This window comes from Novosphingobium sp. PhB57 (assembly GCF_004342985.1).
Taxonomy (GTDB): domain Bacteria; phylum Pseudomonadota; class Alphaproteobacteria; order Sphingomonadales; family Sphingomonadaceae; genus Novosphingobium.
On sequence record NZ_SMBO01000001.1, the window covers coordinates 1,013,403 to 1,038,070 of the forward strand.

General features: G+C 66.7%; 25 protein-coding genes. 13 read left to right on the forward strand and 12 right to left on the reverse strand.

Annotated features, from left to right (window positions below):
- Nucleotides 1-86: 86 nt before the first annotated feature.
- A complete protein-coding gene (locus EDF58_RS04610) occupies nt 87-473 on the reverse strand; it encodes a hypothetical protein (RefSeq protein ID WP_243654071.1) in 387 nt (128 codons plus the stop codon).
- Nucleotides 474-796: 323 nt separating this feature from the next.
- Between EDF58_RS04610 and EDF58_RS04615 the strand changes: the two genes are divergently transcribed.
- Entirely contained in the window at nt 797-1,543 is a 747-nt protein-coding gene (locus tag EDF58_RS04615; protein ID WP_132264131.1) for an SDR family oxidoreductase, read from the forward strand.
- A gap of 4 nt (nt 1,544-1,547) precedes the next feature.
- On the opposite strand, the gene folP is transcribed toward EDF58_RS04615, so the two are convergent.
- The 4 genes from folP to EDF58_RS04635 all read right to left on the reverse strand — a co-directional run bounded on the left by folP (nt 1,548) and on the right by EDF58_RS04635 (nt 5,668).
- On the reverse strand, nt 1,548-2,657 hold the full coding sequence (folP, locus tag EDF58_RS04620; RefSeq protein ID WP_132263059.1) for a dihydropteroate synthase: 1,110 nt from the start codon (nt 2,655-2,657) through the stop codon (nt 1,548-1,550).
- 109 nt (nt 2,658-2,766) lie between these two features.
- A complete protein-coding gene (locus EDF58_RS04625; protein WP_132263061.1) occupies nt 2,767-3,900 on the reverse strand; it encodes a site-specific DNA-methyltransferase in 1,134 nt (377 codons plus the stop codon).
- A 221-nt stretch (nt 3,901-4,121) separates the two neighbouring features.
- Nucleotides 4,122-5,036 (reverse strand): oxidoreductase, encoded by a 915-nt coding sequence (locus tag EDF58_RS04630; protein ID WP_132263063.1) that lies wholly within the window; start codon nt 5,034-5,036, stop codon nt 4,122-4,124.
- A complete protein-coding gene (locus EDF58_RS04635) occupies nt 5,033-5,668 on the reverse strand; it encodes a ribonuclease HII (RefSeq protein WP_132263065.1) in 636 nt (211 codons plus the stop codon). The genes EDF58_RS04630 and EDF58_RS04635 overlap by 4 nt, the downstream gene beginning before the upstream one ends.
- Here EDF58_RS04635 and EDF58_RS04640 point away from each other — a divergent pair.
- The 7 genes from EDF58_RS04640 to EDF58_RS04670 all read left to right on the forward strand — a co-directional run bounded on the left by EDF58_RS04640 (nt 5,667) and on the right by EDF58_RS04670 (nt 11,284).
- Entirely contained in the window at nt 5,667-6,848 is a 1,182-nt protein-coding gene (locus tag EDF58_RS04640; protein ID WP_132263067.1) for a PQQ-dependent sugar dehydrogenase, read from the forward strand. The genes EDF58_RS04635 and EDF58_RS04640 overlap by 2 nt on opposite strands.
- 115 nt (nt 6,849-6,963) lie before the next feature.
- On the forward strand, nt 6,964-7,482 hold the full coding sequence (locus tag EDF58_RS04645; protein ID WP_132263069.1) for an N-acetyltransferase: 519 nt from the start codon (nt 6,964-6,966) through the stop codon (nt 7,480-7,482).
- A gap of 133 nt (nt 7,483-7,615) precedes the next feature.
- Complete coding sequence (locus EDF58_RS04650) at nt 7,616-8,161, forward strand: DUF1285 domain-containing protein (protein WP_132263071.1); 546 nt, start codon at nt 7,616-7,618, stop codon at nt 8,159-8,161.
- Nucleotides 8,158-8,751, forward strand: coding sequence for a CoA pyrophosphatase (locus EDF58_RS04655; RefSeq protein ID WP_132263073.1), 594 nt, complete (start codon nt 8,158-8,160; stop codon nt 8,749-8,751). The genes EDF58_RS04650 and EDF58_RS04655 overlap by 4 nt, the downstream gene beginning before the upstream one ends.
- Nucleotides 8,744-9,916 carry a CCA tRNA nucleotidyltransferase gene (locus EDF58_RS04660; RefSeq protein ID WP_132263074.1) on the forward strand — a complete coding sequence of 391 codons (1,173 nt, stop codon included), beginning with the start codon at nt 8,744-8,746 and terminating at the stop codon, nt 9,914-9,916. Before EDF58_RS04655 ends, EDF58_RS04660 begins: the two co-directional genes overlap by 8 nt.
- The gene (locus EDF58_RS04665) at nt 9,913-10,584 is read left to right on the forward strand and encodes a TIGR02281 family clan AA aspartic protease (RefSeq protein WP_132263076.1); all 672 of its coding nucleotides are present in this window, start codon (nt 9,913-9,915) and stop codon (nt 10,582-10,584) included. The genes EDF58_RS04660 and EDF58_RS04665 overlap by 4 nt, the downstream gene beginning before the upstream one ends.
- A 43-nt stretch (nt 10,585-10,627) precedes the next feature.
- Nucleotides 10,628-11,284, forward strand: coding sequence for a retropepsin-like aspartic protease (locus tag EDF58_RS04670; RefSeq protein WP_132263078.1), 657 nt, complete (start codon nt 10,628-10,630; stop codon nt 11,282-11,284).
- Nucleotides 11,285-11,332: 48 nt separating this feature from the next.
- Here the strand turns inward: EDF58_RS04670 and parC are convergent, their stop codons facing one another.
- Complete coding sequence (gene parC, locus EDF58_RS04675; RefSeq protein WP_132263079.1) at nt 11,333-13,642, reverse strand: DNA topoisomerase IV subunit A; 2,310 nt, start codon at nt 13,640-13,642, stop codon at nt 11,333-11,335.
- Between the two features lie 102 nt (nt 13,643-13,744).
- Here parC and EDF58_RS04680 point away from each other — a divergent pair, with 102 nt between their 5' ends.
- On the forward strand, nt 13,745-14,284 hold the full coding sequence (locus tag EDF58_RS04680) for a type 1 glutamine amidotransferase domain-containing protein (protein WP_132263081.1): 540 nt from the start codon (nt 13,745-13,747) through the stop codon (nt 14,282-14,284).
- A gap of 58 nt (nt 14,285-14,342) precedes the next feature.
- Here EDF58_RS04680 and EDF58_RS04685 read toward each other — a convergent pair whose 3' ends face one another.
- From EDF58_RS04685 to EDF58_RS04695, 3 genes are read right to left on the reverse strand one after another with little or no spacing between them, the layout of a single operon-like run.
- On the reverse strand, nt 14,343-14,675 hold the full coding sequence (locus EDF58_RS04685) for a 2Fe-2S iron-sulfur cluster-binding protein (RefSeq protein ID WP_132263082.1): 333 nt from the start codon (nt 14,673-14,675) through the stop codon (nt 14,343-14,345).
- 1 nt (nt 14,676) lies between these two features.
- Entirely contained in the window at nt 14,677-15,756 is a 1,080-nt protein-coding gene (locus tag EDF58_RS04690) for a cysteine desulfurase family protein (protein ID WP_132263084.1), read from the reverse strand.
- Nucleotides 15,753-16,808, reverse strand: coding sequence for an aminotransferase class V-fold PLP-dependent enzyme (locus EDF58_RS04695; protein ID WP_132263085.1), 1,056 nt, complete (start codon nt 16,806-16,808; stop codon nt 15,753-15,755). Before EDF58_RS04695 ends, EDF58_RS04690 begins: the two co-directional genes overlap by 4 nt.
- Before the next feature lie 130 nt (nt 16,809-16,938).
- On the opposite strand from EDF58_RS04695, the gene EDF58_RS04700 reads away from it, so the two are divergent.
- A complete protein-coding gene (locus tag EDF58_RS04700) occupies nt 16,939-17,595 on the forward strand; it encodes an alpha/beta hydrolase (protein WP_132263087.1) in 657 nt (218 codons plus the stop codon).
- Between the two features lie 53 nt (nt 17,596-17,648).
- On the opposite strand, the gene EDF58_RS04705 is transcribed toward EDF58_RS04700, so the two are convergent.
- Entirely contained in the window at nt 17,649-17,861 is a 213-nt protein-coding gene (locus tag EDF58_RS04705; RefSeq protein ID WP_132263089.1) for a hypothetical protein, read from the reverse strand.
- A 94-nt stretch (nt 17,862-17,955) separates the two neighbouring features.
- Here EDF58_RS04705 and EDF58_RS04710 point away from each other — a divergent pair, with 94 nt between their 5' ends.
- Nucleotides 17,956-19,788 (forward strand): DUF885 domain-containing protein, encoded by a 1,833-nt coding sequence (locus EDF58_RS04710; RefSeq protein WP_243654072.1) that lies wholly within the window; start codon nt 17,956-17,958, stop codon nt 19,786-19,788.
- Nucleotides 19,789-19,848: 60 nt separating this feature from the next.
- On the opposite strand, the gene EDF58_RS04715 is transcribed toward EDF58_RS04710, so the two are convergent.
- Nucleotides 19,849-20,202 carry a hypothetical protein gene (locus tag EDF58_RS04715; protein WP_132263092.1) on the reverse strand — a complete coding sequence of 118 codons (354 nt, stop codon included), beginning with the start codon at nt 20,200-20,202 and terminating at the stop codon, nt 19,849-19,851.
- A gap of 156 nt (nt 20,203-20,358) precedes the next feature.
- The gene (locus tag EDF58_RS04720) at nt 20,359-21,960 is read right to left on the reverse strand and encodes a phosphoenolpyruvate carboxykinase (protein WP_132263093.1); all 1,602 of its coding nucleotides are present in this window, start codon (nt 21,958-21,960) and stop codon (nt 20,359-20,361) included.
- 258 nt (nt 21,961-22,218) lie between these two features.
- On the opposite strand from EDF58_RS04720, the gene EDF58_RS04725 reads away from it, so the two are divergent.
- Nucleotides 22,219-23,022 (forward strand): response regulator transcription factor, encoded by an 804-nt coding sequence (locus EDF58_RS04725; protein ID WP_132263095.1) that lies wholly within the window; start codon nt 22,219-22,221, stop codon nt 23,020-23,022.
- Nucleotides 23,023-23,088: 66 nt separating this feature from the next.
- A complete protein-coding gene (locus EDF58_RS04730; RefSeq protein WP_132263097.1) occupies nt 23,089-24,666 on the forward strand; it encodes a stimulus-sensing domain-containing protein in 1,578 nt (525 codons plus the stop codon).
- Nucleotides 24,667-24,668: the final 2 nt, after the last annotated feature.

The window sequence follows — 24,668 nt, forward strand, 5'->3', positions numbered from 1 at the left end:
CCGGGAAATCGATGTCTCGCTGATGCCCACGCGAAAATGCCGGCGAGCCTCGGGCGCGCCGGCATTCCGGTTTCGGTGGAGCGAAGTTACAGGTTCTCGAAGTAGACCTGCGGCACGCGATACCCGCGCTTGCTCATATAGCTCACGTACTTGCCGCGTTCCTTGTGCAGCTCGGTGCCGTATTCCTCCCAGGCATCGCGCTGGTCCTCGATGTCGGTGGCACGGCGCAAGTCGCTGGTAAGCTCCTTCTGGCTCTCGTTCACATTGATGCGGTAGTCGTACCACTTGCTGTTCTGGACGCCGCCGATCGGATTCTGGATCACCAGCGACTCTTCGTGACGGGCGACCTGCTTCTCGTACATCATCGGCTGCACGGCCATGGCCACGGCCGGAACGACAAGAGCCGGAACGGCGACGAGCGCAACGAGAGCCTTGGTGGGGCGGATGGTGCGGGTGTTGTTGGTCTGCTTCATGGGAAGGTTCCCTTTCGCTTGACGACGCGGGCTCCATTGCCTGCGTTTGGAAGTGCAACGAGCGTACCCGCCGTTTTCCTCCCGCCCTTGGGACGAAACGGGCCGCTGCCGGGACGCATTGGTGCTTGCGTTCACGGGTTCACACTCCGCCGCAGGCCGGTTCATCGCGGAGCAAGGCGCCGTTCATCTGGCCGCCAGATTTGTCGCCGTTTTCAGCCCTCTCCGGCTGCCGGTTCACGCGCCGCGCTTTGCAAAAAGGTCATCCGGCATGGCGAGAACCCGGCCCCCGCTCCCGCGTTGAGCCGGTGACCGAGGAGACGAAGATGATGGATTTCAAGGACAAGGCCGGAATCGTGACGGGTGCAGCTTCCGGCATCGGCGCCGCTGTTGCGCGCGAACTGGTGAACCAGGGCGGCCGCGTGGTGATCGCCGATTTCGATGAGGAAGCGGCGCGCGCGCTCTCGCAGGAACTGGGGCCGGAAAGCACGGCCGTCTTCCGGCTCGATGTGGCCGATCCCGCTGCCAACGAAGCGCTGGTCGCCTTCGCTCTCGGGACGTTCGACCGGCTGGACTTCGCCGTGAACAACGCCGGGATCGGCGCGCCCTCCACGAAGCTGGCGGATATCCCGCTCGATTCCTGGTCGCGGGTGATCGATGTGGACCTCAACAGCGTGTTCTACGCCATGAAATACCAGATCCCGGCCATGGTCGCGCGCGGCGGCGGCTCCATCGTCAATATGGCCTCCATCCTGGGCGCGGTGGGCTGGGCGGGCTCCGCGGCGTATGTCACCTCCAAGCATGCCTTGCTGGGCATGACCAAGGTGGCGGCGCTCGACTATGCCGATGCCGGGCTGCGCATCAACGCGGTGGGGCCGGGGTTCGTCTCCACGCCGGCGCTGGAAAAGACCATGACCGAACAGGAAATGGCCGGTCTGGCCGGCAAGCACGCGCTCAACCGCCTGGCGCGGCCGGAGGAGATCGCCATGGTCACCAGTTTCCTGCTGTCCGAGCGGGCCTCCTTCGTGACCGGCACGTACTATCCGGTCGACGGCGGCTACCTGGCGATCTGAACCGTCACGCCATCTGCGCGAAGTCGGTGAGAGCGGCATCGCGCAGGCCCCGCCAGACGCGGGCGGCCTGGACGGTTTCCGCCACGTCATGGACGCGGACAATGTGCGAACCCGCGTCCATCGCCTTCAGCGCCAGCGTGACCGAACCGCCGAGCCGCTGGTGCGCGGGCGCCTCGTTCGAGAGCGCACCGATCATGCGCTTGCGGCTGGCCCCCACGAACAGCGGATGGCCAAGCCCATGGAACAGGGCCAGGCCGTTCATGAGCTGGAGGTTCTCGGTAAGCGTCTTGCCGAAACCGATGCCGGGATCGAGCAGGATCTTCTCAGGGGCGATCCCGGCTGCCACGGCCCTGTCACGGCAGGCGCCCAGCCAGTCGAACACGTCGAGCACGACATCGTCGTAGCGGCCGTCCGCGTGAAGATCGTCCCCATCGCCCGGCGCATGCATGAGCACCACCGGCGCGCCCGAGGCCGCCGCGAATTCGAGGCTGCGCGGATCGTGGCGCAAGGCGGAGACGTCGTTGATGATGTGAGCGCCGGCCTGCAGCGTCGCTTCCATCACTGCCGGGCGGCGCGTATCGACGCTGATCGCCGCGCCCATCGCCGCCAGCCGCTCCACCATCGGCACGACGCGCTTCAGCTCATCGCCTTCCCATACCGCTGCCGCACCCGGCCGCGTCGATTCGCCGCCGATGTCGATCATCGCCGCGCCGGATTCCAGCATGGCGGCGGCATGATCGGCGGCGATCTGCGCATCGTCGAGGAAGGCGCCGCCATCGGAAAAGCTGTCGGGAGTGATGTTGAGGATGCCCGCGATCTGGGGCTGCTCCAGCCGGATCGAGCGGGCACCGCAGATCAGCGGGGCATGGACCTTGCGCAAGTTCGACCACTGGAGTTCGGCCGCGGCGCCAAGGTCGGCCGGAAGCGCCGCCAGCGCCTCACCCGCCTCTGCCGCGCCGAAGCGCCTGCGCGAGAGCACCTGGCCGTTTTCCCGCACGATCAGCGCGAAACGGCTGGCCCATGCCATCGACCCGCCGAGACGGATCGCCTCGCCCTCCTCGCTCTGGGGGCTGTCGGCAAGGGCGATCGGGCGAATGTAAACGGTTCGGGTCATGACCGCCCCTTAGCCCGGTGGCGCCCGGCGCAGAACAGGATTTACAGGCTGCCCGATTACCTCTGGCTAATCGGGCGATAGGTCTCGGCCAGTTGCGCGGCCGAAGTCCTCATGGTTCCGTGGCGAGCAGATAGAGCTGGCGGATCGCGTCGATCGGCTTGATCTGGCCTTCGTGCTCCAGGTGCCAGTACGTCCAGCCATTGCAGGAGGGCGCGCCCTGCAGTTCCTTGCCCACGCCGTGGATCGAACCGTTAAGCGCGCCGCTTACCAGCGAACCGTCCGCACGGACCAGGGCTTCGAAACGGCCCTTCTTGTCGGTCAGCCGGGTGCCGGGAGCGATCCAGCCGGTTTCGATCAGCGTGCCGAACGCCACCTTCGGCGCGCTGCGCTTGGACTGCATGGTCTTGAGCGTCGATTCGTCGAGCGGCAGCGCCATCTCGATGCGTTCCAGAGCGGCCTCGCGGTAGTCGCCTTCGCGCTCGCAGCCGATCCACTCGCGGCCGAGACGCTTGGCGACGGCGCCCGTGGTGCCGGTGCCGAAGAACGGATCGAGCACGACATCGCCCGCATTGGTGGTGGCCAGCATCACGCGGTAGAGCAGCGCTTCCGGCTTCTGCGTCGGGTGAACCTTGCGGCCGCCCTTCTTCAGGCGCTCGGCGCCGTTGCAGATCGGCAGGACCCAGTCCGAACGCATCTGCAATTCGTCGTTGAGCGTCTTCATCGCGCGGTAGTTGAAGGTGTACTTCGACTTCTCGCCCATCGAGGCCCAGATCAGCGTCTCGTGCGCATTGGTGAAGCGGGTGCCCTTGAAGTTCGGCATCGGGTTGGCCTTGCGCCAGACGATGTCGTTGAGGATCCAGAAACCCATGTCCTGCATGATCGCGCCGAGGCGGAAGATGTTGTGGTACGAACCGATCACCCACAGCGAGCCCTCGGGCTTGAGCACGCGGCGGGCCTCGGTCAGCCAGTCACGCGTGAACTGGTCGTAGACGGCGAAGCTGGAGAACTTGTCCCAATCGTTGGTGACGGCATCCACATGGCTGCCGTCCGGCCGCGAAAGGTCGCCGCCGAGCTGGAGATTGTACGGGGGATCGGCGAAGACCATATCGACGCTGGCGTCGGGAATGGAGCGCATCGCCTCGATGCAGTCGCCCGGGATGATCTGGCCAAGGGGCAGAAGTTCCTTCGGCGTCGGCGCCGGTGCGCGCGCGCGGATCTTCTGCTTGACGAGTAGCTGGCCCATGTATGCTCCGGGAAATTTGAACTGTGGATTGACTCCCTAGTGAGTCTTCCGGGACTCGCCGTCAAGCCGCGACTCGGCGGATTCCCTTGCGATTCAGATGTTCAGCAAATGGAACAAAACGAATCCGACACAAGATGTCGAGTCATGATCGACTCGGCAGACTCTAGATATGGGGGTTGTGACTCGATGGACTCAGGGCAATTTTTATTGCGCCGGAAGAGTCAGAGCCCCGCAAGGCCGCAGTCGATCCCGGTCATCTGCACGCTCACTTCCCAAAGCCGGCGCGCTGCCTGCGGATCGCGTGCGGCAGCATTGCGGCGGGCGATGCCGGAAGGCCCGGACATGCCGCCGAAGCGCTGCGGTCCGTAATATTGCCCCGGCTCGGCGGCGGGATCGGTTGCCGCCTGGAGCGTCGGCCACGCCCCCTCTTCGGCCGTGTTGAGGACGGCGCCCGCGATCGGGAACAGCGCCCGGAATGCCAGCGAATGCCGGCCGAGATCGGTCGAGGCGATGCCCGGATGGCAGGCATAGGCGCTCACCGGCGATCCTGCGGCGCGCAGGCGGCGGTCCAGCTCGAACATGTGCAGCAGGTTGGCGAGCTTGCTGTCTCCATACCGCTGCCGCGCCTTGTAGCTGTGCCGCGCGTCGAGATCGTCCCAGTCGATGCGGCCGCGTCCATGCGCCAGGCTGGCCGTGATGACCACGCGCCCGCCGGGCGTCTCGGCCAGCTTCGGCAGGAGCAGCCCGGTCAGCGCGAAAGGCGCCAGGTGGTTCACGCCGAATTGCAGTTCGTGGCCCTGCACCGTCCTTTCGAGCGGCGGGACCATGACGCCGGCATTGTTCACCAGCACGTCGAGCCGCGGTTCATCGCGGGCGACCTGCTCCGCGCATTCGCGCACGCTGAACAGGTCCGCCTGATCGAGCGGCACGAAGGCGAGATTGGCGCCCGGCACGTCCATGCGGATATGTTCCATGGCCAGCCGCGCCTTTTCCTCGTTGCGGCAGGCCATCAGCACCCGCGCGCCATGAGCCGCGAGCACCCGGGTGGCCTCGAAGCCGAGCCCGGTATTGGCCCCGGTGACAAGGAAGCACTTGCCCGCCTGCCCGGCGACCGAGGCGGCGGTAAAGCCCTTCAAAGCGCCATCTCCAGCTGGGCGACGGGAGAGAAGCTGCGCCGGTGGTGCGGGGTCGGGCCGTGCTTGCGCAGGGCTTCCAGGTGCTGCGCGGTGCCGTAGCCGGCATTGCGCTCCCACCCGTAGTGCGGATGTGCTTCGGCCAGAGTGCGCATCATGCGGTCGCGGTGCTCCTTGGCGATGATCGAGGCGGCCGAAATGCAGGGTTCGATCGCGTCACCGCCAACGATGGCGCGGGCCTGCCAGCGCCAGTCCGCCGTGCGGCCCGCCGGAGTGAGATTGCCGTCGATCAGCACCTCGTGCGGCTCTTCGTCCAGCACGGCGCAGAGCGCGGATACGGCCCGGGTCATGGCCAGCATCGTCGCGCCGAAGATGTTGAGACGGTCGATCTCTTCCACGTCCACCACGCCCACAGCCCAGCGGCAGCGGCGCTTGATCGTGGCTTCCAGCTCGCCCCGGCGTTTGCCGGAGAGCTTCTTGGAATCGTCCAGCCCCGAGGGTCGGGGCTTGCACAGCACCACCGCGCCCGCCACAACCGGGCCGGCCAGAGGCCCTCGCCCCGCTTCATCGACCCCGATGACGAGGCGGTTGGCACCCGTGCCGGGCACGATGACAGACAGGGATGCAGTCGACATGACCAAGCCGGTGAACTCCAGATCCTTCCTTGCGGCGGTATCGCCCGTCGCTTTCGCGCTCGCAAGCTGCGGAGCGGCGGCCACGGGGGATAAGGCCTCGGCCAGCGCTTCCGAAGAAATCTCCTTCAAGACCGAACAGGTCGCCAGCTTCGACGAACCCTGGGCCATGGCGATCGACAAGGCAACCGGGGCGATGATCGTCACCGAGAAGAAGGGCGCGATCAAGCTGCGCCTCGCGGACGGCACGCTCGGCGCCGTCTCGGGCGCCCCGAAAGTCGATTACGGCGGCCAGGGCGGCCTTGGCGACGTGATCTTCGCGCCGGACCAGAAAGGCGCCTCGCTCGACGGCCGCGTGATCTATCTGAGCTGGGCCGAAGCGGGCGAAGGCGATACGCGCGGCGCCGCGGTGGGCCGGGGCACACTCTCCTGCCCAGCGCCGGCCACCTGTTCGATCGAGGGCCTCTCGGTGATCTGGCGGCAAGTGCCCAAAGTGACCGGGCGCGGGCATTATTCGCACCGCCTGGCCTTCTCGCCCGATGGCAAGTATCTGTTCGTCAGCTCGGGCGAGCGGCAGAAATTCACACCCGCGCAGGACCTCGGCACCAATCTCGGCAAGATCGTCCGCCTCCTGCCCGACGGCACGCCTGCGCCGGGCAACCCGTGGGCCGACAAGCCCGCGCCGACCAACCAGATCTGGTCCTATGGCCACCGCAACGTGCTGGGCCTCGCCTTCGACGACCAGGGCCGGCTCTGGGATCTGGAGCACGGCCCGGCCGGCGGCGACGAATTGAACCTCGTGAAGCCCGGACAGAACTACGGCTGGCCACTGGTTTCGGACGGCGACCATTACGACGGCAAGCCGATCCCGCGCCATTCCACCCGGCCGGACCTCGCCGCTCCGGCCATCAGCTGGAACCCGGTCATCGCGCCCGGCGACTTCATCTTCTACAAGGGCCCGCTGTTCCCGCAGTGGAAAGGCCAGGTGCTGATCACCTCGTTCACCCTGCCCGGCCTGGTGCGTGTCAGCATCAAGGGCGAGAAGGCGACCGAGGAAGCCCGCTACCCCATGGAAAATCGCATCCGCGAAATCGAACAGGGCGGAGACGGCACGATCTGGCTGCTGGAAGACGGACCGGCCGGCGCTTCGGGCCATCTGCTGAAGCTGACGCCGAAGTCCTGACTCACCAGGAACCTTGCAGCAGACGGGCAAACGGCTTGGCAAAGGGTCTGGCAGCCATCCGACCGCCGCCGAATTGAATCGACAAATGCGCGCGCCGCACCTAGTGGCGCGCGCCATGTCCGATGCTGCCACGCTCATCCCGCTCGACAATGTCGATCCCGTTCTCGTCGAGTCCCTGCTCGACAGCGCGTTCGAACCGGAGCGTCACCGCCGCACCGCCTACAAGGTGCGCGAAGGGGTAGACTGGCTTCCCGGCCTCAGCTTCGCAGCGCTCGATGGCGAGGAGATGCTGGTCGGCACGATCCAGTGCTGGCCGGTCGCGCTCAACGATGCAGAGGGCCGCGCCCATCCCATGATCATGGTCGGCCCGGTCGCCGTCATGCCCGGCCACCAGGGCCAGGGTTATGGCCAGGCGCTGATGTCGGCGGCGATGGCAGGCATCGACTCACGGGCACCCCTGCCGCAGGTCATGGTCGGCGATCCCGAGTATTACGGCCGGTTCTGGGGCTATTCCAACGAATGGACGCAGGGCTGGAACCTCCCCGGCCCGTTCGAGCGTCACCGCCTGCTGGTCCGCTGCGAGAATCCCGCCGTCCTGCCGCGCGAAGGCATGCTGGGCCCCTGGCTCCGCTAGACCGCCGGCCGAAGTCACGAGCCTGGGCGACAAGCCTGCGCGGTGAACCCGCGCGCCGGGTCTTGTCGATCTTCGTCCATCACGCTGCGCACTGGACCTTGGCGCGCGAAGCCCTATCTGGCATCGCAAGCCCATGCCTTATGAACCGCCGCCCGAACTGAACGCCCTTTCGCTCGCCCAGGTCGCCGAGCTGGTCGCCGCGCGCAAGCTGCCGCCGGTCGCAGAGTGGACGCCCGCCAGCAGCGGCGACAGCGAGATGGTCATTCGCGCCGATGGCCGCTGGTTCCATCAGGGCGGCGAGATTCGCCGTCCCGCCATGGTCCGTGCATTCGCCTCGTTGCTGCTGCGCGACGCCGAGGGTCGGCACTGGCTGGTGACACCCGCCGAGAAGCTCTCGATCGAGGTCGAGGATGCAGCCTTCATCGCCGTCGACGTGCGGCAGGACGGGGATACGCTGGTGTTCCGGCTCAATAGCGACGATCTCGTGGTGGCCGGGCCGGACCACCCCATCCGCAGCGTGGGCGATCCGGAGACGCCCGCACTCTACCTCGGCGTGCGCCATGGTACCGAGGCACGCCTCAATCGCAGCACTTATAGCCAGATCGCCGAGATCGCCCTTGCAAGCGGCGACCTCTCCGTATCCAGCCAGGGCGCGACATTCTCGCTCGTTCCCGCATGAACGGGCTGTTCGACGACGTATCGCGCCGCTTCGAGGCCGGACGTCACGGCGCGCCGGACGCGCTGTGGATCGACCCGCGCATCCACCAGATCGAAACGTTCAAGCCGGCCGCCGTGCTCATCACCTTGACCGAGCGCCCGCGCCCCGGCATGCTGATGCTGCACCGTCCCTCTACCATGCGCGCCCACCCCGGCCAGATCGCGTTCCCGGGCGGCCGCCTCGATCCCGGCGAGACCGCCGTGGAGGGCGCCCTGCGCGAGGCGCACGAGGAACTCGGCATCAGGCCTGGTGACGTGAAGGTGATCGGCACCAGCGATCTCTATCGCACCGGCAGCGGCTATGAGATCACCCCCGTGATCGGCATCATCCCGCCCGACCTGCCGATCATCCCGAACCCCGCCGAAGTGGCGCAGTGGTTCGAGGCGCCGGCCGAATTCGTGCTCGACCCGGCCAACCAGAAGACCAGGTGGATCGAGGCCGAAGGCAGCCGCCATGCCTTTGTCGAGATCACCTGGCATGACCACCGCATCTGGGGCGTTACCGGTGCGATCCTTCACAATCTTGCCCGCAGGCTGAACTGGAATGACTGAAAGACTGACTGCCCCGTGGATGGAGCGCGAAGACCTTGCCGCGCTCGTCGCCGCGCTGGGCCACGGAAACGCGCGCTACGTCGGCGGGGCGGTTCGGGATAGCCTGCTCGGCCAGCCGGTGAAGGACATCGACATGGCCACGCTCCTGACGCCCGAGGACGTCATGCAGCGCCTCTGGGACGCCGGGATCCGCCACGTCCCCACGGGGATCGAGCACGGCACCGTCACCGCGGTGCTGCCGGGCGGCCCGGTCGAGATCACCACCTTGCGCCACGATGTCGCCACGGACGGCCGCCGCGCCACGGTGGCTTTCGCCACCGACTGGCGCGAGGACGCGGCCCGGCGCGACTTCACCATCAACGCGCTCTACGCCGACCCGGCGAGCGGCGAGATATTCGACTGGTTCGGCGGGCTCGACGACCTTGCCGCGCGCCGCGTCCGCTTCATCGGCGATGCCCGCCAGCGCATTCGCGAAGACCACTTGCGCATCTTGCGCTACTTTCGCTTCCAGGCCCGCTTCGGCACCATGCCCGCCGATCAGGAAGCGGAAGGTGCCTGCGCCGAACTCGCCTCCACGCTGAAGGGCCTTTCGCGCGAACGCGTGGGCATGGAAACGATGAACCTCCTCGGCCTGCCCGATCCGGCGCCGACCGTGGCGCGCATGGCCCAGCTTGGTGTGCTGGCGGTGATCCTGCCCGAGGCACGGCCCGAAGCGCTCGCTGCCCTCGTGTCCGCGGAACAGGCGCAGGGGATCGCCCCCGATGCGATCCGCCGCCTTGCCGCGTTGCTGCCGCCGCAAGTGTCGCTGGCCGAACAGGTCGCCTCGCGCTTCCGCCTTTCGGGTGCGCAAAAGAAGCGCCTCGCCGTGGCTGCCGGGCGGGACGATGCCCTGGGCGAGCCCCGCGCGCTCGCCTATCGCCTGGGCATCGAAGGCGCGCTCGATCGCTTCCTGATCGCAGGCGCGGATACGGCTGCGCTGCGGGACTGGGACATACCGGCCTTTCCGCTGAAGGGCGGCCAGATCGTCGCGCGCGGTGTCGGCGCCGGCCCCGAAGTGGCGCGGCTGCTGCGCCGGGTCGAGGATCGCTGGATCGCGGAAGGCTTCCCGGACGAAGCACGGGTTTCCGCCCTGCTCGATGCCGAACTTGCCGGCCAAAGCTCGTGAACCTCGGGCAGCTGACCGACCTGTTCTATGCCAAGCCGCTGCTGGCGCTGACCATCCTGGCCATTCTCGTCGCGGTGCTGGCCGGGATGCTCGCGGGCCGCCGACCGCGGCTGGGCCAGTCGCTGCGCAACCTGTCGCACCTCGGCCTGGTCGCCGCGCTGCTGCTGACCGTGACGCAAGTCGCGCTTCACAACACCCGCTCCGAAGCCGCGCTCTGGCTGGACGAGACGCGCCCGCCTTCAGTCGAGGGCGGCGAGACGGTGATCCCGCTTCGTGCTGACGGGCATTACTGGATCCAGGCCAGGCTCAATGGCGAGCCCGTGGATTTCCTGATCGACACCGGCGCAACCTACACCGGCATCTCGAAGTCGGTGGCCGAACGCGCGGGGATCCAGCCCGATGGCGACGACCAGGGCGTCATGCTGGAAACCGCCAACGGCACCATCGTCGCCCGCATGGCCAGTGCCGCCTCGCTGGCGTTCGGTTCGATCGAGGCGCATGCCTTGCCAGTCGCCATCGGGCCGGACAACGAGGTGGAAACCAACGTCATCGGCATGAACCTGCTCTCCCAGCTTGCCGCCTGGCGGGTGGAAAACGGCCGCCTGATCCTGGTGCCTCGCGCGGCGGCGCCGCAGGCACCCTCGGCCTCCTCCTCGCCCAAATCGTGATCCTGTCAGCATTCCGACAGGATGTTCCTGTTATGACCTGCTGATGGACTTTCCTCAGTTCCTGTCTTTCCTCGCCGGTCAGCCGCTGCTGGCCCTGGCATTGGCGGCGATCTTCGTCACCGTGCTGGGCGGACTGCTGCGCGGCCCCTTGCCGCTGCTGGGCGGCTTCGTACGCGGGCTCGGCAACCTGGGACTGGTGGCCGCCCTGCTGCTGACCGTGGCGCAGGCGACGCGCCTGACCAGCGGTACGGACTTCGCACTACCTGGAATAGAACTGCCGGAGCTGGGCCTGTCCCGCCAGAGCGTGAGCGGCGGGGAAACCCGCGTGCCGATGGCGCGCGACGGTCACTTCTGGGTCCATGCCACGATCAACGGGGTCGAAGGCGATTTCCTGGTCGACACCGGCGCGACGCTGACCGCGATCTCCCCGCGCCTGGCCAACAGCGCCGAAGTCCGCGCGCAGCCGCTGCGTCAGAACATCGCCATGCGCACGGCCAACGGCACGGTCGCGGCGGAGCTGGGCACGGCGGACGAACTGCGCTTTGGCAGCGTCGTCGCGCGGCAGCTGGACGTGGTCGTGGCGCCGGGTCTGGAGGACCAGAACGTCATCGGCATGAACCTGCTCTCGCGGCTGGCAAGCTGGCGGGTAGAAGGCCGGACGCTCATCCTCGTGCCACATCACCCGCAGCCCGCAAGCTGAGGAAGAAACCGCGTCGCCCCGGATCGAGTCCGGGCGACGCGTTTCAAATCACCCCTGGAACTTGTTGTCGCGCGGGAAACCGACCGGCGGCAGGCGTCCTGCGGCGCCGCGTGCGACCTTCCACATGACCATGTCCTTCTCGGTCCGGGTGCGGCCGGTTTCGCCGCCCATGGTCCAGGAAAGGCCATCCTCCAGCTTGAGCGTGATGATGTCGGAAAGTCCGCCATCGCGGTAACGCTGCAGCGTGACCCCCTGCCCCTTGGCCATGACCGGCAGCTCCTCGAGGCTGAAGATCACCAGCTTGCGATTGTCACCGACGACCGCAACGTGATCGTGCTCTGCCGGGATCTCGCGAACGAAGGCCAGTTGCACGCCCGGCTTGGTGGACATGACGGCGCGGCCCTTGCGGGTCTCCGCCAGCAATTCGTCCGCCTCGGCGGCAAAGCCGCGCCCGACGTTGGAGGCCAGCAACAGCTGCGCCTTGGGCTTGTAAGGCAGTGCCGCCACCAGATGCGCATCGGCATCGATGTCGACCATGGTGCGGATCGGCTCGCCGAAGCCGCGCGCGCCGGGCAGCTTGTCCGCGCCCAGCGTGTAGAAGCGCCCGTTGTCCGCCGCGATCAGGATCTTGTCGGTGGTCTGCGCATGGAAGGCGAAAGCCGGGCCATCGCCTTCCTTGAATTTGAAGTCGCCGCCCTTCGCATCCTGACCTAGGGGCACATGCCCCCTGGCCGCGCGGATCCATCCCTTGGCCGAGAGGATCACCGTCACCGGCTCCTTCTCGATCATGGCGTCCATCGAGAATTCCACCGTCGGCGTAGCCTGCGCGATCGTGGTGCGACGGCGACCCAGAGCGGTGTCCTCGGCGTAGTCCTTGCGCAAGTTCATCAGATCGCGCTTCAGGCGGGTGCGCTGGCGGGCCGGGCTCTCGAGCAGCTTGTTGAGGTCGTCTTGCTCCTTGAGCAGGTCCGCGTGCTCCTTGCGCAGCTCCATTTCCTCCAGCTTGCGCAAGGAACGCAGGCGCATGTTGAGGATGGCTTCGGCCTGGCGATCGGTCAGCTCGAACTCGGCCATCATCACCGGCTTGGGCTCATCCTCGGTACGGATGATCTCGATGATCCGGTCGAGGTTGAGGTAGGCGATGATGTAGCCTGCCACCAGCTCCAGCCGCGAGGCGATCTTTTCCAGCCGGTGCCGGGTGCGGCGCAGCAGGATGTCGATCTGGCTGTAGACCCATTCCGACAGGAGCAGCTTCAGCCCCAGGACCCCCGGCGTGCGGTGCGAATCCAGCACGTTGAGGTTGAGCGAGAAGCGGCTCTCCAGATCGGTCAGCCGGTAGAGGCTTTCCTTCAGCAGTTCCGGATCGACATTGCGGCTCTTGGGCACGAAGACGATGCGGATCTGCTCGTCGCTCTCGTCGCGAATGTCTTCGAGGATCGGCAGCTTGCGGTCGGCGATGAGCTGGGCGACCTGCTCGATCAGCTTGCCCTTGGCCAGCATGTAGGGGATTTCGGAAATGACCAGCTGCCATTGGCCGCTGCCGAGTTTCTCGACCCCGGTTTCCTCCCAGTTGCCCGCCTCGTCCTTGCCGCAGGAAAACCGCCCGCGCACGCGGAAGGCGCCCTTGCCGGTCGCGTAGGCGTGGCTGATCGCCTCCGGGCTGTCGACCACCATGCCGCCAGTCGCGAAGTCCGGTCCGTGGAAGACCTGCATGAGCTGGTCATGCTCGGCATGGGGATTGTCGATCAGCATCATCGTGGCGTCGATGATTTCGGCGACGTTATGGCTGGGGATGGAAGTCGCCATGCCCACGGCAATGCCGGTGGAACCGTTCGCCAGCAGGTTCGGGAACATGCCGGGGAAGATTTCCGGCTCGCTTTCCTCACCGTTGTAGGTGGGGACGAAATCGACAGTGCCCTCGTCCAGGCCGGACATGAGGTGGATTGCCGTGCGCGTCAGGCGCGCTTCCGTGTAGCGATAGGCTGCCGCGTTATCGCCGTCGATATTGCCGAAGTTGCCCTGCCCCTGCACCAGCGGATAGCGCAGCGAGAAGTCCTGCGCGAGGCGGACCATGGCATCGTAGACCGAGGCATCGCCATGCGGGTGATACTTACCGATGACGTCGCCGACCACGCGGGCGGATTTCTTGTAGGCACTGGCCGGGTCGAGCTTCAGCTGCCGCATCGCCCAGAGCAGGCGGCGGTGGACCGGCTTCAGCCCGTCCCGCAAGTCCGGCAGCGAACGCGCTGTAATCGTGGACAATGCGTAGACGAGGTAGCGCTCGGAAAGCGCAGCATCGAAGGGCGCATCGACGATGGCGTCGAAGGGATCGGAGTCTTCGTCGGTCGTGGTCACCATGACCAGCAGGCCTAGCAACGCGGCGAGCCGAGCGGAACCACCGGAACGGAAGTTTTCCGCCGTTCATTCCTTTTGCAAACCCTAGACACTGGAGAATTTTCCATGACCAAGCGCGTGCTCATCGTCGCCACCAACGGTTTCGAGCAATCCGAACTCACCGGCCCGCGCGATGCGCTGAACCAGGCCGGCATCGAAACCGTGATCGCCAGCCCCGAAAGCGGCGAGATCAAGGGCTGGCAGCACACCGACTGGGGCGACAGCGTCAAGGTCGACGCTTCGCTCGACTCCGTCAGCGCGGGGGACTTCGACGCCCTCGTGCTGCCGGGCGGTCAGATGAACCCGGACGTCCTGCGCACCAAGCCGGAAGCGGTTCAGCTCGTGCGGGACTTCCTGGCCGCTGGCAAGCCGGTCGCAGCGATCTGCCACGGCCCGTGGCTCCTGGTGGAAGCCGACGCCGTGCGCGGCAAGACGGTGACCGGCTGGCCTTCCATCCGCACGGACTTGCGCAATGCGGGCGCGAACGTGGTGGACCAGGAGGTCGCCGTGGATGGCCTGCTCATCACCAGCCGCAAGCCGGACGACATTCCCGCATTTTCCAAGGCGGTGATCGAGGCCGTGCAGGAAGCGGCAGCGGACGCTTGACCCTTTGTCGTCCCGGATCGTCGTCCCGGATCTGATCCGGGACGACAAGCTAGACCTCTCAGTCTATCTGCATATCCCGCGCAAGGCCCGGAATACGCACTTCCAGGCCGTCCATCGCGTCGGTGAGCTCTATCTGACAGGACAACCGGCTGGTTCGCGCCACACCGGCAGCAAGGTCCAGCATATCCTCCTCGTCCATGGAGGCGGGTTCGAGCTTGTCGAACCAGTCGGGCGCCACGATCACATGGCAGGTCGAGCAAGCCATCTGCCCCTCGCAGGTTCCTTCCAGCGGCATGCCGGCGCCTTGCGCCACGCGCAGAAGCACGTCTCCCGTCTCGGCTTCCGCCAGGACGAGTTTTCCTTCCGCGGTCAAGAACCTCACGTTCAGCAATTCAGACTCCCTGCACCGCCGCTGCGGCTTCTATTCGTTCGCAGGCATCCACAAGCTCCCCAAGGTCACTATATCGCCCGAATCCCAGACGGATAGAGGCTTTGGCTTCTGAATCGGACAGTCCGATCGCCTTGAGGACGTGGCTCGGCCGCCCCGAGCCGCTGGCGCAGGCGGAACCGGCGGAAAAGGCCACGTTCCGAACGTCCGACATGAGCCGGGCGACATCCAGCCCCGGCAGCCGCAGGTTGAGGTTTCCGCGCCAGCGATGTTCCGGCGACCCGTTGAGCGTCCAGCGCGAGAGGATATCGCGCGCGGCATTCCACAGGGCATCGACGGTCCGGGCATCCTCCTCCATGCGCGCGGCCGCGATGGTCGCCGCAGCCCCGAAACCGGCGCAGAGTGCCGGGCTGAGGGTGCCGGAACGCAGGCCCTGTTCCTGTCCGCCGCCATGGATCAGCGGAGCAAGCGCCACGCCGTCACGCACCCAGAGCGCGCCAATTCCCTTGGGGCCGTAGAGCTTGTGCGCCGAGATCGCGATCATGTCGGCGCCGGCCGGCGGGGCCAGCTTTCCGGCGCCCTGCACGGCATCGCAAAGAAACAGCGCCCCGGCCGCATGGGCGGCCTCGGCAAGCGCCTCCACCGGCTGGACCGTGCCGATCTCGTTGTTGACCTGCATCACCGCGACAAGGCCGGTCCCCGTCGGGATAGGCCGCGCAGGATCGACCAGCCCTTGCGCGCTCACCGGCAGGATCGAGACCGCGGCATCGATCGCCCGCGCGCTATCGAGAACGGCGGCATGTTCGATGGCCGAGACGGCCAGCCGCGTGCTGCGGCTTCCCGCTAGGGCGAGATTGAGAGCTTCCGTGGCTCCCGAAGTGAAAATCACCCGCCCACCGGGCGGCAGCAGCGCAGCCACCTGCTCGCGCGCCACTTCGACTATGGCGGCAGCGGCTCGGCCTGGACGGTGCGGGCTATGCGGGTTGGCGAAACCCATGCCCTCCGGCCCGCCGAGCCAGGGCAGCATCGCCTCCCGCGCTTCGGGGGCGAGCGGAGTAGTGGCCTGATAGTCGAGGTAGATCACGCATTCACCTTCGACCAGGCCTCGGCAAAGGCGTCCAGTTCGGCGGGCGTGGTGTTCCAGCCAAGGCTGACGCGCACGGTGCGCCGGGCCAGATCCTCGTCTATGCCGAAACCCTTGAGCACCCTGCTCTGCTTGAGCGTACCGGACGAGCACGCGCTTCCGGCCGAGATCGCGAAACCGGCCGCGTCCATGCGGATCAGCATGGCCGTCGCCGCCAGACGCGGCGCGGCCACGGCAAAGATGTGCGAGCACTGCATGCCGGGCTGGAGCACTTCGCCATGCCGGGACAACGCCGCCCTGAAATCGAGGCGCTGCTCCGCCGTGGTCGCCCAACCCTCCAGCCCCATCGCTTCCAGGCCCGCCGCGAAGCCGAGAGCGCCCGGCAGGTTCTCGGTCCCTGCGCGATAGCCGCGCTCCTGCCCGCCGCTCGGTGCGAGCATGGCGAAATCCTTCACGAGCAAGGCGCCTATGCCGATGGGTCCGCCCAGCTTGTGCGCCGAAAGCACGATCATATCCGCATCGGGCAGCGCCGCCTTGCCGGCCGACTGTGAACAGTCCGCCACGACCAGCCCTCCCGCGGCGCGCACTTGCTCCACCAGCGGATTGCGAGCGTAAGGCAGGAGAACGGTGCCGGTCTCCGAATTGATCGACTGCACCGCCACGACCGCCCGGCCAGGCATGGCCAGCGCCCTTGCCAGGGCATCGCTATCGATTTCACCCTCCCGCATGGGCAGTTCCTGCGCGTCCGGCGCGGCGCGGAACACGGCATCGTGCTCCACGGCCGAGACCAGCCGCCGCTCCGCCCTGGCCCGGCCGAGGCCGATCGCCAGGGCTTCGCTCGCCCCGGACGTGAAGATCACTTCGCCCTGCCAGCCGAGCGCGTCCTTCACCCGCTCGCGCGCGTCCTCAAGGCTGGCGCGAGCGGCGCGGCCCTGTTTGTGCGGGCTGGACGGGTTGGCCCAGAGCGCCGCCCCTTCCAGCCACGCCTCGCGGGCCGGAGGCAGGAGCGGCGTGGTCGCCGCATGGTCGAGATAGATCTGTTGGGCTGACATCGCTTGAAAAGTTGTTTTTGGAGCGAAGGTTTCTATATAGCGATCTTCCCTTTTTCCACTCCCGCGATGGCTGGCGAGAAATTCGCCGCCGTTTTCGCGGGAGTTTCAACAGGTCAGGTTCGCGAAACTTATGCCCGCAGTCATCTTCCCCGGACCCGAAGGCCGCCTCGAAGGCCGCTTCCAGCCGGCGCCGCGTCCGCGCGCGCCCGTGGCGATGATCCTTCACCCGCACCCCCAGGCCGGCGGCACGATGAACGACCGCATCACGCAGCACCTCTACAAGACTTTCGTGAATCGCGGCTTCGCGACGCTGCGCTTCAACTTCCGCGGCGTCGGCCGCAGCCAGGGCAGCTTCGACAACGGCGTGGGCGAGCTTTCCGATGCCGCCGCCGCGCTTGACTGGGTGCAGTCGATCCACCCCGAAGCCTCGACCACCTGGATCGCCGGCTACTCGTTCGGCGCGCTGATCGGCATGCAGCTCTTGATGCGCCGCCCGGAAATCCGTGGCTTCATCTCGGTTGCTCCGCCGGCCAACATGTACGACTTCTCGTTCCTCGCCCCCTGCCCCGCATCGGGCATCCTGATTCAGGGCGCGGCGGATACGGTGGTGACGCCGAACGCCGTGCAGAAGCTGGTCGACAAGCTTCGCACCCAGAAGCACATCACGATCCACCACGACGAGATTCCCCGCGCGAACCATTTCTTCGAGAACGAGATGGACGACCTGATGCGGTCGGTCGACAATTACCTCGACATGCGTCTGGCACCGGATTGCCCGATCAAGTGACGGGTTCCTAGGGCCGAGGAACCAGGCCCTTCAGAGCGAAAAAGGCGTTGGTGTCACTCCGACGCCTTTTTCGTATCCCCGGCCTTGGCCAGCGTGTCGCCCTGCGAATTCGGCAAAGTCCAGATCGCGACGTTCACGGTCAACACGCCCGCCAGCACCAGCATCAAAGCGGCTTGCTTGCGGTAGCCCCCGCGCCGAAAGAGCGCGACAGCTCCCAGCACGAGCAGAACAATGGTCAGGATCATGAGAGATAGGGCGAAGTCCATGGCTTATCCCCTAACGCACTCGCCTGGCCGGCGCGAGCGGGTTTGACAGGCGGGAACGTCGCCGCCAGATTTCGCGGCCATGAAGAACCCTGACATGACGGCCGCAGCACTCTCGCGGCGCACCACGCTCCAACTCCTCGCCGCCGGAACTGCCGGCATCGCCCTGCCCGGCGTCGCCCGCGCCGCGGCGGCCAGGCCGCAGGACGCAGCCGCCCTGCTCGATTCGATCGCCTGGAGGCTGCTGGAGCACAATCCGGAAGGCGCAACCGGCCTGGGCATCGACGTGGGCGCCCATGCCGCCTTGCGCTCCAAGGCGGAGGACCGCTCCTTCGCGGGCAAGGCCGCGCTCGCCAAGACCTTGCGCGAAGACCTAGCCCGCGTGGAGGCATTCCCGGTGTCCGGCCTGGACCATGCGACGCAGACCAGCCTTGCCGTGGTGCGCAGCGCTTACAAGACCTCGCTCGACGGTTTTGCGCAGCCCTATGGCGATGTCGCCGTGGGCGGCTGGCGCAACACGCCCTATGTCGTGATCCAGAACGTGGGCGCCTATCTCGACACGCCCAAGTTCCTCGATGCCGACCATCCCGTGAAGACCGCCGCCGATGCGGAAGCCTACATCTCGCGCCTGTCGCAGTTCGACAACCAGCTCGACGGAGAGCTGGAGCGCATGCGCAAGGCCACCGACCAGGGCCTCGTCCCGCCGGACTTCCTGCTGGACCGCGCCATCGCGCAGATGACCAGCACTCTCGAGGATGCCCGCAACAACGGCGGCGGCCTCGTCAGCTCGCTGGTCGACCGCACCAAGACCATCCCCGGCAACTGGGAGGGCCGTGCGAAGGCCATCGTTTCCGCCGAAGTCGTGCCCGCGCTGGAGCGCCAGCTCGCCGAACTGAAGCGCCAGCGCGGTGTAGCCAAGGGCGACCCGGGCATGCGCGAGCGTCCTCATGGCGCGGAATTCTACGCCTGGGCCCTGCGCGCCAGCACGACCACCACGGTGCCCGCCGCGGAGATCCACCAGCGCGGGCTTGAGGAACTGGCCGCGCTCCATGCCCGCATGGACCCGATCCTTCAGAAGCTGGGCTATACCACCGGCACCGTGGGCGAGCGGATGACCGCGCTCGGCACCGACAAGCGCTTCATGTTCCCCGAGGGCGATCCCGGCCGCACCGAGATCATGGCCTTCATCCGCCACCGCATCGACTGGATCCGCGCCCAGATGCCGCGCGCCTTCCGCGATCCGGTGAAGGGCAATGTCGAAGTGCGCCGCCTGCCGCTGGCCGAGGAACCCGGCGCGCCGACCGCTTACGGCGGCGCCGGCTCGATCGACGGCTCGGTTCCGGGCAAGATGTGGATCAACTTGCGCACCACGGACCTGCACCGCAAGTACGACCTGCCCACCCTGGTCCACCATGAAGCGATCCCGGGCCACGTCTGGCAGGGCGAATATGCCAACCGCCTGCCGCTGATCCGCTCGATCCTGGCCTTCAACGCCTATTCGGAAGGCTGGGCGCTCTACGGCGAGCAATTGGCCGACGAGCTTGGCGCCTATGCCGACGATCCGGTCGGCCAGCTGGGCTATCTCCAGTCGATCGCGTTTCGTGCCTGCCGCATGGTCGTCGACACCGGCCTCCATTCCAAGGGCTGGAGCCGGGAAGAGGCCGTGCGCTTCTTCATGGAGAAGAACGGCAACAAGCGCGAGGAAGTGGCCAACGAAGTGGACCGCTACTGCTCCTGGCCGGGCCAGGCCTGCGGCTACAAGATGGGCCATTCCGAGATCAACCGGAAGCGCAGCCGCGCCCAGGCGGCGCTCGGCACCCGCTACGATTTGCGCGATTTCGACCAGGCCGTGGTCGACGGCGGCAATGTGCCGCTGGACGTGCTGGCGAAGAATATCGACAGCTATATCGCCACCGGCAAGGCCGGTTGATGGTAACGTCGTCCCGGATCGAATCCGGGACGACGATAATTCACGAGTTGGGCCGCTCGCTTACTTCTTGCCGAAGAAGCCCTTGGCCATGTCGGTCAGGTCGTCGATCACGCTGCCGTCCCCGTCCTTGTCGAGGAACGCGGTGAACTTCGAAGGGTCGCTGCCGACCAGGCTGGCGAACTGACCCAGCGAGCCTTCGCCGCCGATGGCCGCGATCACCTGCTGGATCGTGCCGACGCCGAGACCGGTCTTCTGCGCGGCCAGCTGCGCCGTGTCGCCCTCTTCCTGATGCGCCAGTCCGAGCGCGGCAATCGCCTTTTCAGCCTGCGCCGGCTCGATGCCGAGCTTGGAGGCGAGGTTCGCGATGTCGGGGTGGTCGCTGACTTGTCCAAGGATGCCGTCGAAAAGTCCCATGGTCTTTCTCCTGGAGAGAGGGGGAAGAGGAGGATGCACTGTCTTGATGACAAAACAAGGGCCTCGAAACCGAAGTTCCGAGGCCCCCTGTTTATTTCAAGCCGGAATGCCTGATTCAGGTAGAACCAAGCGCTTTCGAAGCAGGATTGTCCAAGATCAGGCCGCGACCGGCGCCGCCTTGCGCACGCCTTCGTCGACATGCTCTTCGAACTGGGCGAAGTTTTCGATGAACTGGCGCACCAGCGTCTGCGCCGTCTTGTCGTAGGCATCGCCATCTGCCCAGGCGCCGCGCGGGTCGAGCAGCTTGCTGTCGACTCCCGGAACCGCCACCGGAACCTCGAAGCCGAAGTTCGGATCTTCCTTGAACTTGGCATTGTTGAGGCTGCCGTCGAGCGCGGCATTGAGCAGGGCACGGGTGGCCTTGATCGGCATGCGCTTGATGCCTTCCATCGTCGCCATACCGCCCGACCAGCCGGTGTTCACCAGCCAGCACTTCACGCCGCCCTTGGCGATGCGCTCCTTGAGGAGATTGCCGTAGACCGAGGGATGGCGCGGCATGAACGGTGCGCCGAAGCAGGTGGAGAACGTCGCTTCCGGTTCGGTCACGCCGATTTCGGTGCCGGCAACGCGCGCGGTATATCCCGAGAGGAAGTGGTACATCGCCTGGTCCGGGGTGAGCCGCGCGATCGGCGGCAACACGCCGTAGGCATCGGCGGTCAGGAAGATGATGTTCTTCGGAACCGGGCCGAGGTTCTTCTCCGAGCAGTTCGGAATGAAGTCGATCGGGTAGGACCCGCGGCTGTTTTCGGCCAGGCTGTTGTCGTCGAGGTCGATCTGGCGCGTCTCCGGATCGATCACCACGTTTTCCAGCACCGTGCCGAAGCGCTTGGTGGTGGCGAAGATTTCCGGCTCGGCTTCGGCCGAAAGACGGATCATCTTGGCGTAGCAGCCGCCTTCGAAGTTGAACACGGCGGTATCGGACCAGCCATGCTCGTCGTCACCGATCAGGGTACGCGAGGCATCGGCCGAAAGCGTGGTCTTGCCGGTGCCGGAAAGGCCGAAGAACACGGCAGTATCGCCCTCGGGACCGATATTCGCCGAGCAGTGCATCGGCATCACGCCCTTGGTCGGCAGCAGGTAGTTGAGAATGCCGAAGACCGACTTCTTCATCTCGCCTGCATAGGAGGTGCCACCGATGAGGATCAGCTTCTCGCTGAAATTGACCGCGATCACCGTCTCGCTGCGCGAACCATGGCGCTCGGGATCGGCGCGGAAGCTCGGCAGGTCGATAATGGTGTATTCGGGCACGAAGCTTTCCAGCTCCGTCTCGGTCGGGCGCACCAGCAGCGTGCGGATGAACAGGTTGTGCCAGGCGAACTCATTGATCACCCGCACTTTCACGCGGTGTTCCGGCTGCGAGCCGCCGAACAGGTCGGCCACGTAGAGCTGATCCTTCTCGGACACGGCAGCCAGAAAATCGGCCTTGAGCGCGGCGAAATGTTCCGGCGTCATCGGCACGTTGGTCTTGCCCCACCAGACCGTATTTTCGGTCTCGGCGTCCTTGACGATGAACTTGTCCTTGGCCGAGCGCCCGGTGTGCTTGCCTGTCGCCACGACGAACGGACCGTCCGCAGCGAGCATGCCCTCGCCATTCTTGACGGCTTGCTCGATCAACGGCGCAGTGCCGAGGTTCGCGAGCACTTTCGCGCCTGTTTCTATGCCTTGACTGGCGAGCGGATAGTTAAGGGAAGCGGCCAATGTCATCTCCTCCATTTAAGGCGGGACCGGCGGGAACCAGGCACGCCCCGACATTTTTGCGCAAGAATCGGCTGGCGATTATTCGCCCAGCCCCTTTTCCGTCAAATTTTTGCAAAAATAAATGGAGCGGGGGAGGTAGGACGAATGCACCTCGACCATTCCGGGGCAAATTCGGGACGAATCGCAAAGGCGTGGACGGCCAGGCCGGCAGCCGCTAGTCACGGCGTTCGATTGCACGGAAGGAACGCAGCGCAATCCATGGTTGAATCCACGGCATCTTCCACGCCAGGCCCGGCCGGCTCCCCCGCCACGGGCAGCCCTTCCCCCGAAGAGACCCTGCCGGCGCCCGTCCGCCAGCAATCGATCGCGCTGGTGGACGACGACCGCAACATCCTGACCACCGTGTCGATCGGTCTCCAGGCCGAAGGCTTCGCCACGCGCCTCTATACCGATGGCGAAACGGCGCTGAAGGCCCTGCTGGAGAATCCGCCGGACCTGGCCATCTTCGACATCAAGATGCCGCGCATGGACGGGCTGCACTTGCTCCAGGCGCTGCGCGAACAGTCCAGCCTGCCGGTGATCTTCCTGACCTCGAAGGACGAGGAACCGGACGAGGCGCTGGGCCTGGCGATGGGCGCGGATGACTACATCACCAAGCCGTTCAGCCAGCGCCTGCTGATCGCCCGCATTCGCGCGATCCTTCGCCGCAGCGAACTGGCGAAGACGTCCAGCGAGGAGACCGTGCAGGAAAACCTGCCCGACCCGGTGACACGCGGCCGCCTCAGCCTCGACCCCGCACGCCATCAGGTGACCTGGAATGGCGAACCGGTCTCGCTGACCGTTACCGAGTTCCTCATCCTGGAAGCGCTCGCCTTGCGGCCGGGCGTCGTGAAAAGCCGCAACCAGCTGATGGACGCCGCCTATAGCGAGGACGTCTACGTCGACGACCGCACGATCGACAGCCATATCAAGCGCCTGCGCCGCAAGTTCCGCGGGGTCGACCCCGAATTCTCCGCGATCGATACGCTCTACGGCGCCGGCTATTCGTTCACCGATGGCTGAACCGCATCGCCGCCTCCGGCCCCTCGCCAACCCGCCCGCGCCTCCGCACGCCTCCGCCCGGCCGTGATGTCCAGCCCCACCCGCAAGCGGCGCAAGGCCCCTCTGCCGGTCAGGCTCGGCCTGTCCTGGCGCGTCTCCCTGACGGCGCGCATCCTCGCCGTGAACGTGATCGCCCTGGCCCTGCTGGCGGGCAGCCTGTTCTACATCGACAGCTACCGCCGCGAATTGCTGGACGAACGCTTCCGCCTGGCCCGCGCGGAAGCCGAAGTCGTCGCCATCACGCTGAACGGCGAACAGGCCGAACGCCGCCGCGATCTGATCGCCCGCATCGGCTCCGGCCAGGCCTTGCGCCTGCGTCTGTTTGACCGCAACGGCAAGCTCGCGGCAGACAGCTTCACGCTGGCCAGGCCCTCCTACACCCTCATCGATCCCGCCACGGAGCCCTGGTTCCAGGATGCCGCCCGCGCGCTGGACAAGGGCATGGACTGGGTCCTCGGCTCACCGCCGGTCGCCGATTACCACGATGCGCCCGGCGCCGGCGCCTCCGCCTGGCCGGAAGTGGCTGCCGCTCTTGCCAGCGGACGCACCGAAGTCAGCCACAAGGCCGCGCCTGACCGTACACCGGTGATCATCGCCGCAACGCCGGTCGGGCACCGCGGGGAGGCGCTGCTCGTCACCCGCAACGCGCGCGACATTACTGAAAACGTGCGCATGGCCCGCCAGACGCTCGCCATCATCGTCGGCGCCGCGCTTACCGTTTCGATCCTGCTCTCGCTGTTCCTGGCGCGCACCATCGTCGAGCCGCTCCGCAAGCTGGTCCGCTCCGCCGTGCGCGTGCGGCTCGGCCGCGACCGCAGCGTGATCGTGCCGCGCCTGCCCGACCGCCGCGACGAGATCGGCCTGCTCGCCCGCGCGATCTCGGACATGAGCGGCGCCCTGCGCCAGCGCATCGACGCGGTGGAGAGCTTCGCGGCTGACGTCGCCCACGAACTGAAAAACCCCCTCACCAGCCTGCGCAGCGCGCTCGAGAATCTCGACCGCGTCGATGAGCCTTCCTTGCGGCGCCAGTTGATCGGCATCGCCAAGGACGACGTGCGGAGGATCGACTTCCTCGTCACCGAAATCGCCGATGCCAGCCGCATCGACGCGGAACTCAGCCGCACGACATTCGAGCCGGTCGACATGCTCCGCCTCGTCCGCGCGCTCGTCGCGGAGCGTGAGCAGCGCGGCGTCAACGGCGCCTGCCCGGTCCGCATCATCCGCGAGGCCGACGGCGACCTCCTGGTTCCCGGCGACGCGTCGCGGCTGGAACGCGTGCTCCAGAACCTGCTCGACAACGCCATCTCCTTTTCGCCGGGCGGCACGCCGATCGAAGTCGCGGTGGGCCGCAGCGAGGGCCGCGTCACTCTCTCCGTGTCCGACCACGGCCCCGGCATCCCGGAAGCCGCCCGCGAGCGCATCTTCGAACGCTTCCATTCGCTGCGGCCGAACAGCGAGGAGTTCGGCAAGCATTCGGGCCTGGGCCTGGCCATCGCCCGCACCATCGTGGAGGCGCATTACGGCAAGCTGCGCGCCACGGACCGCACGGACGGCACCCATGGCGCACGGCTGCTCCTTTCGCTGCCCGCGTGGCAGGGGGAATGACG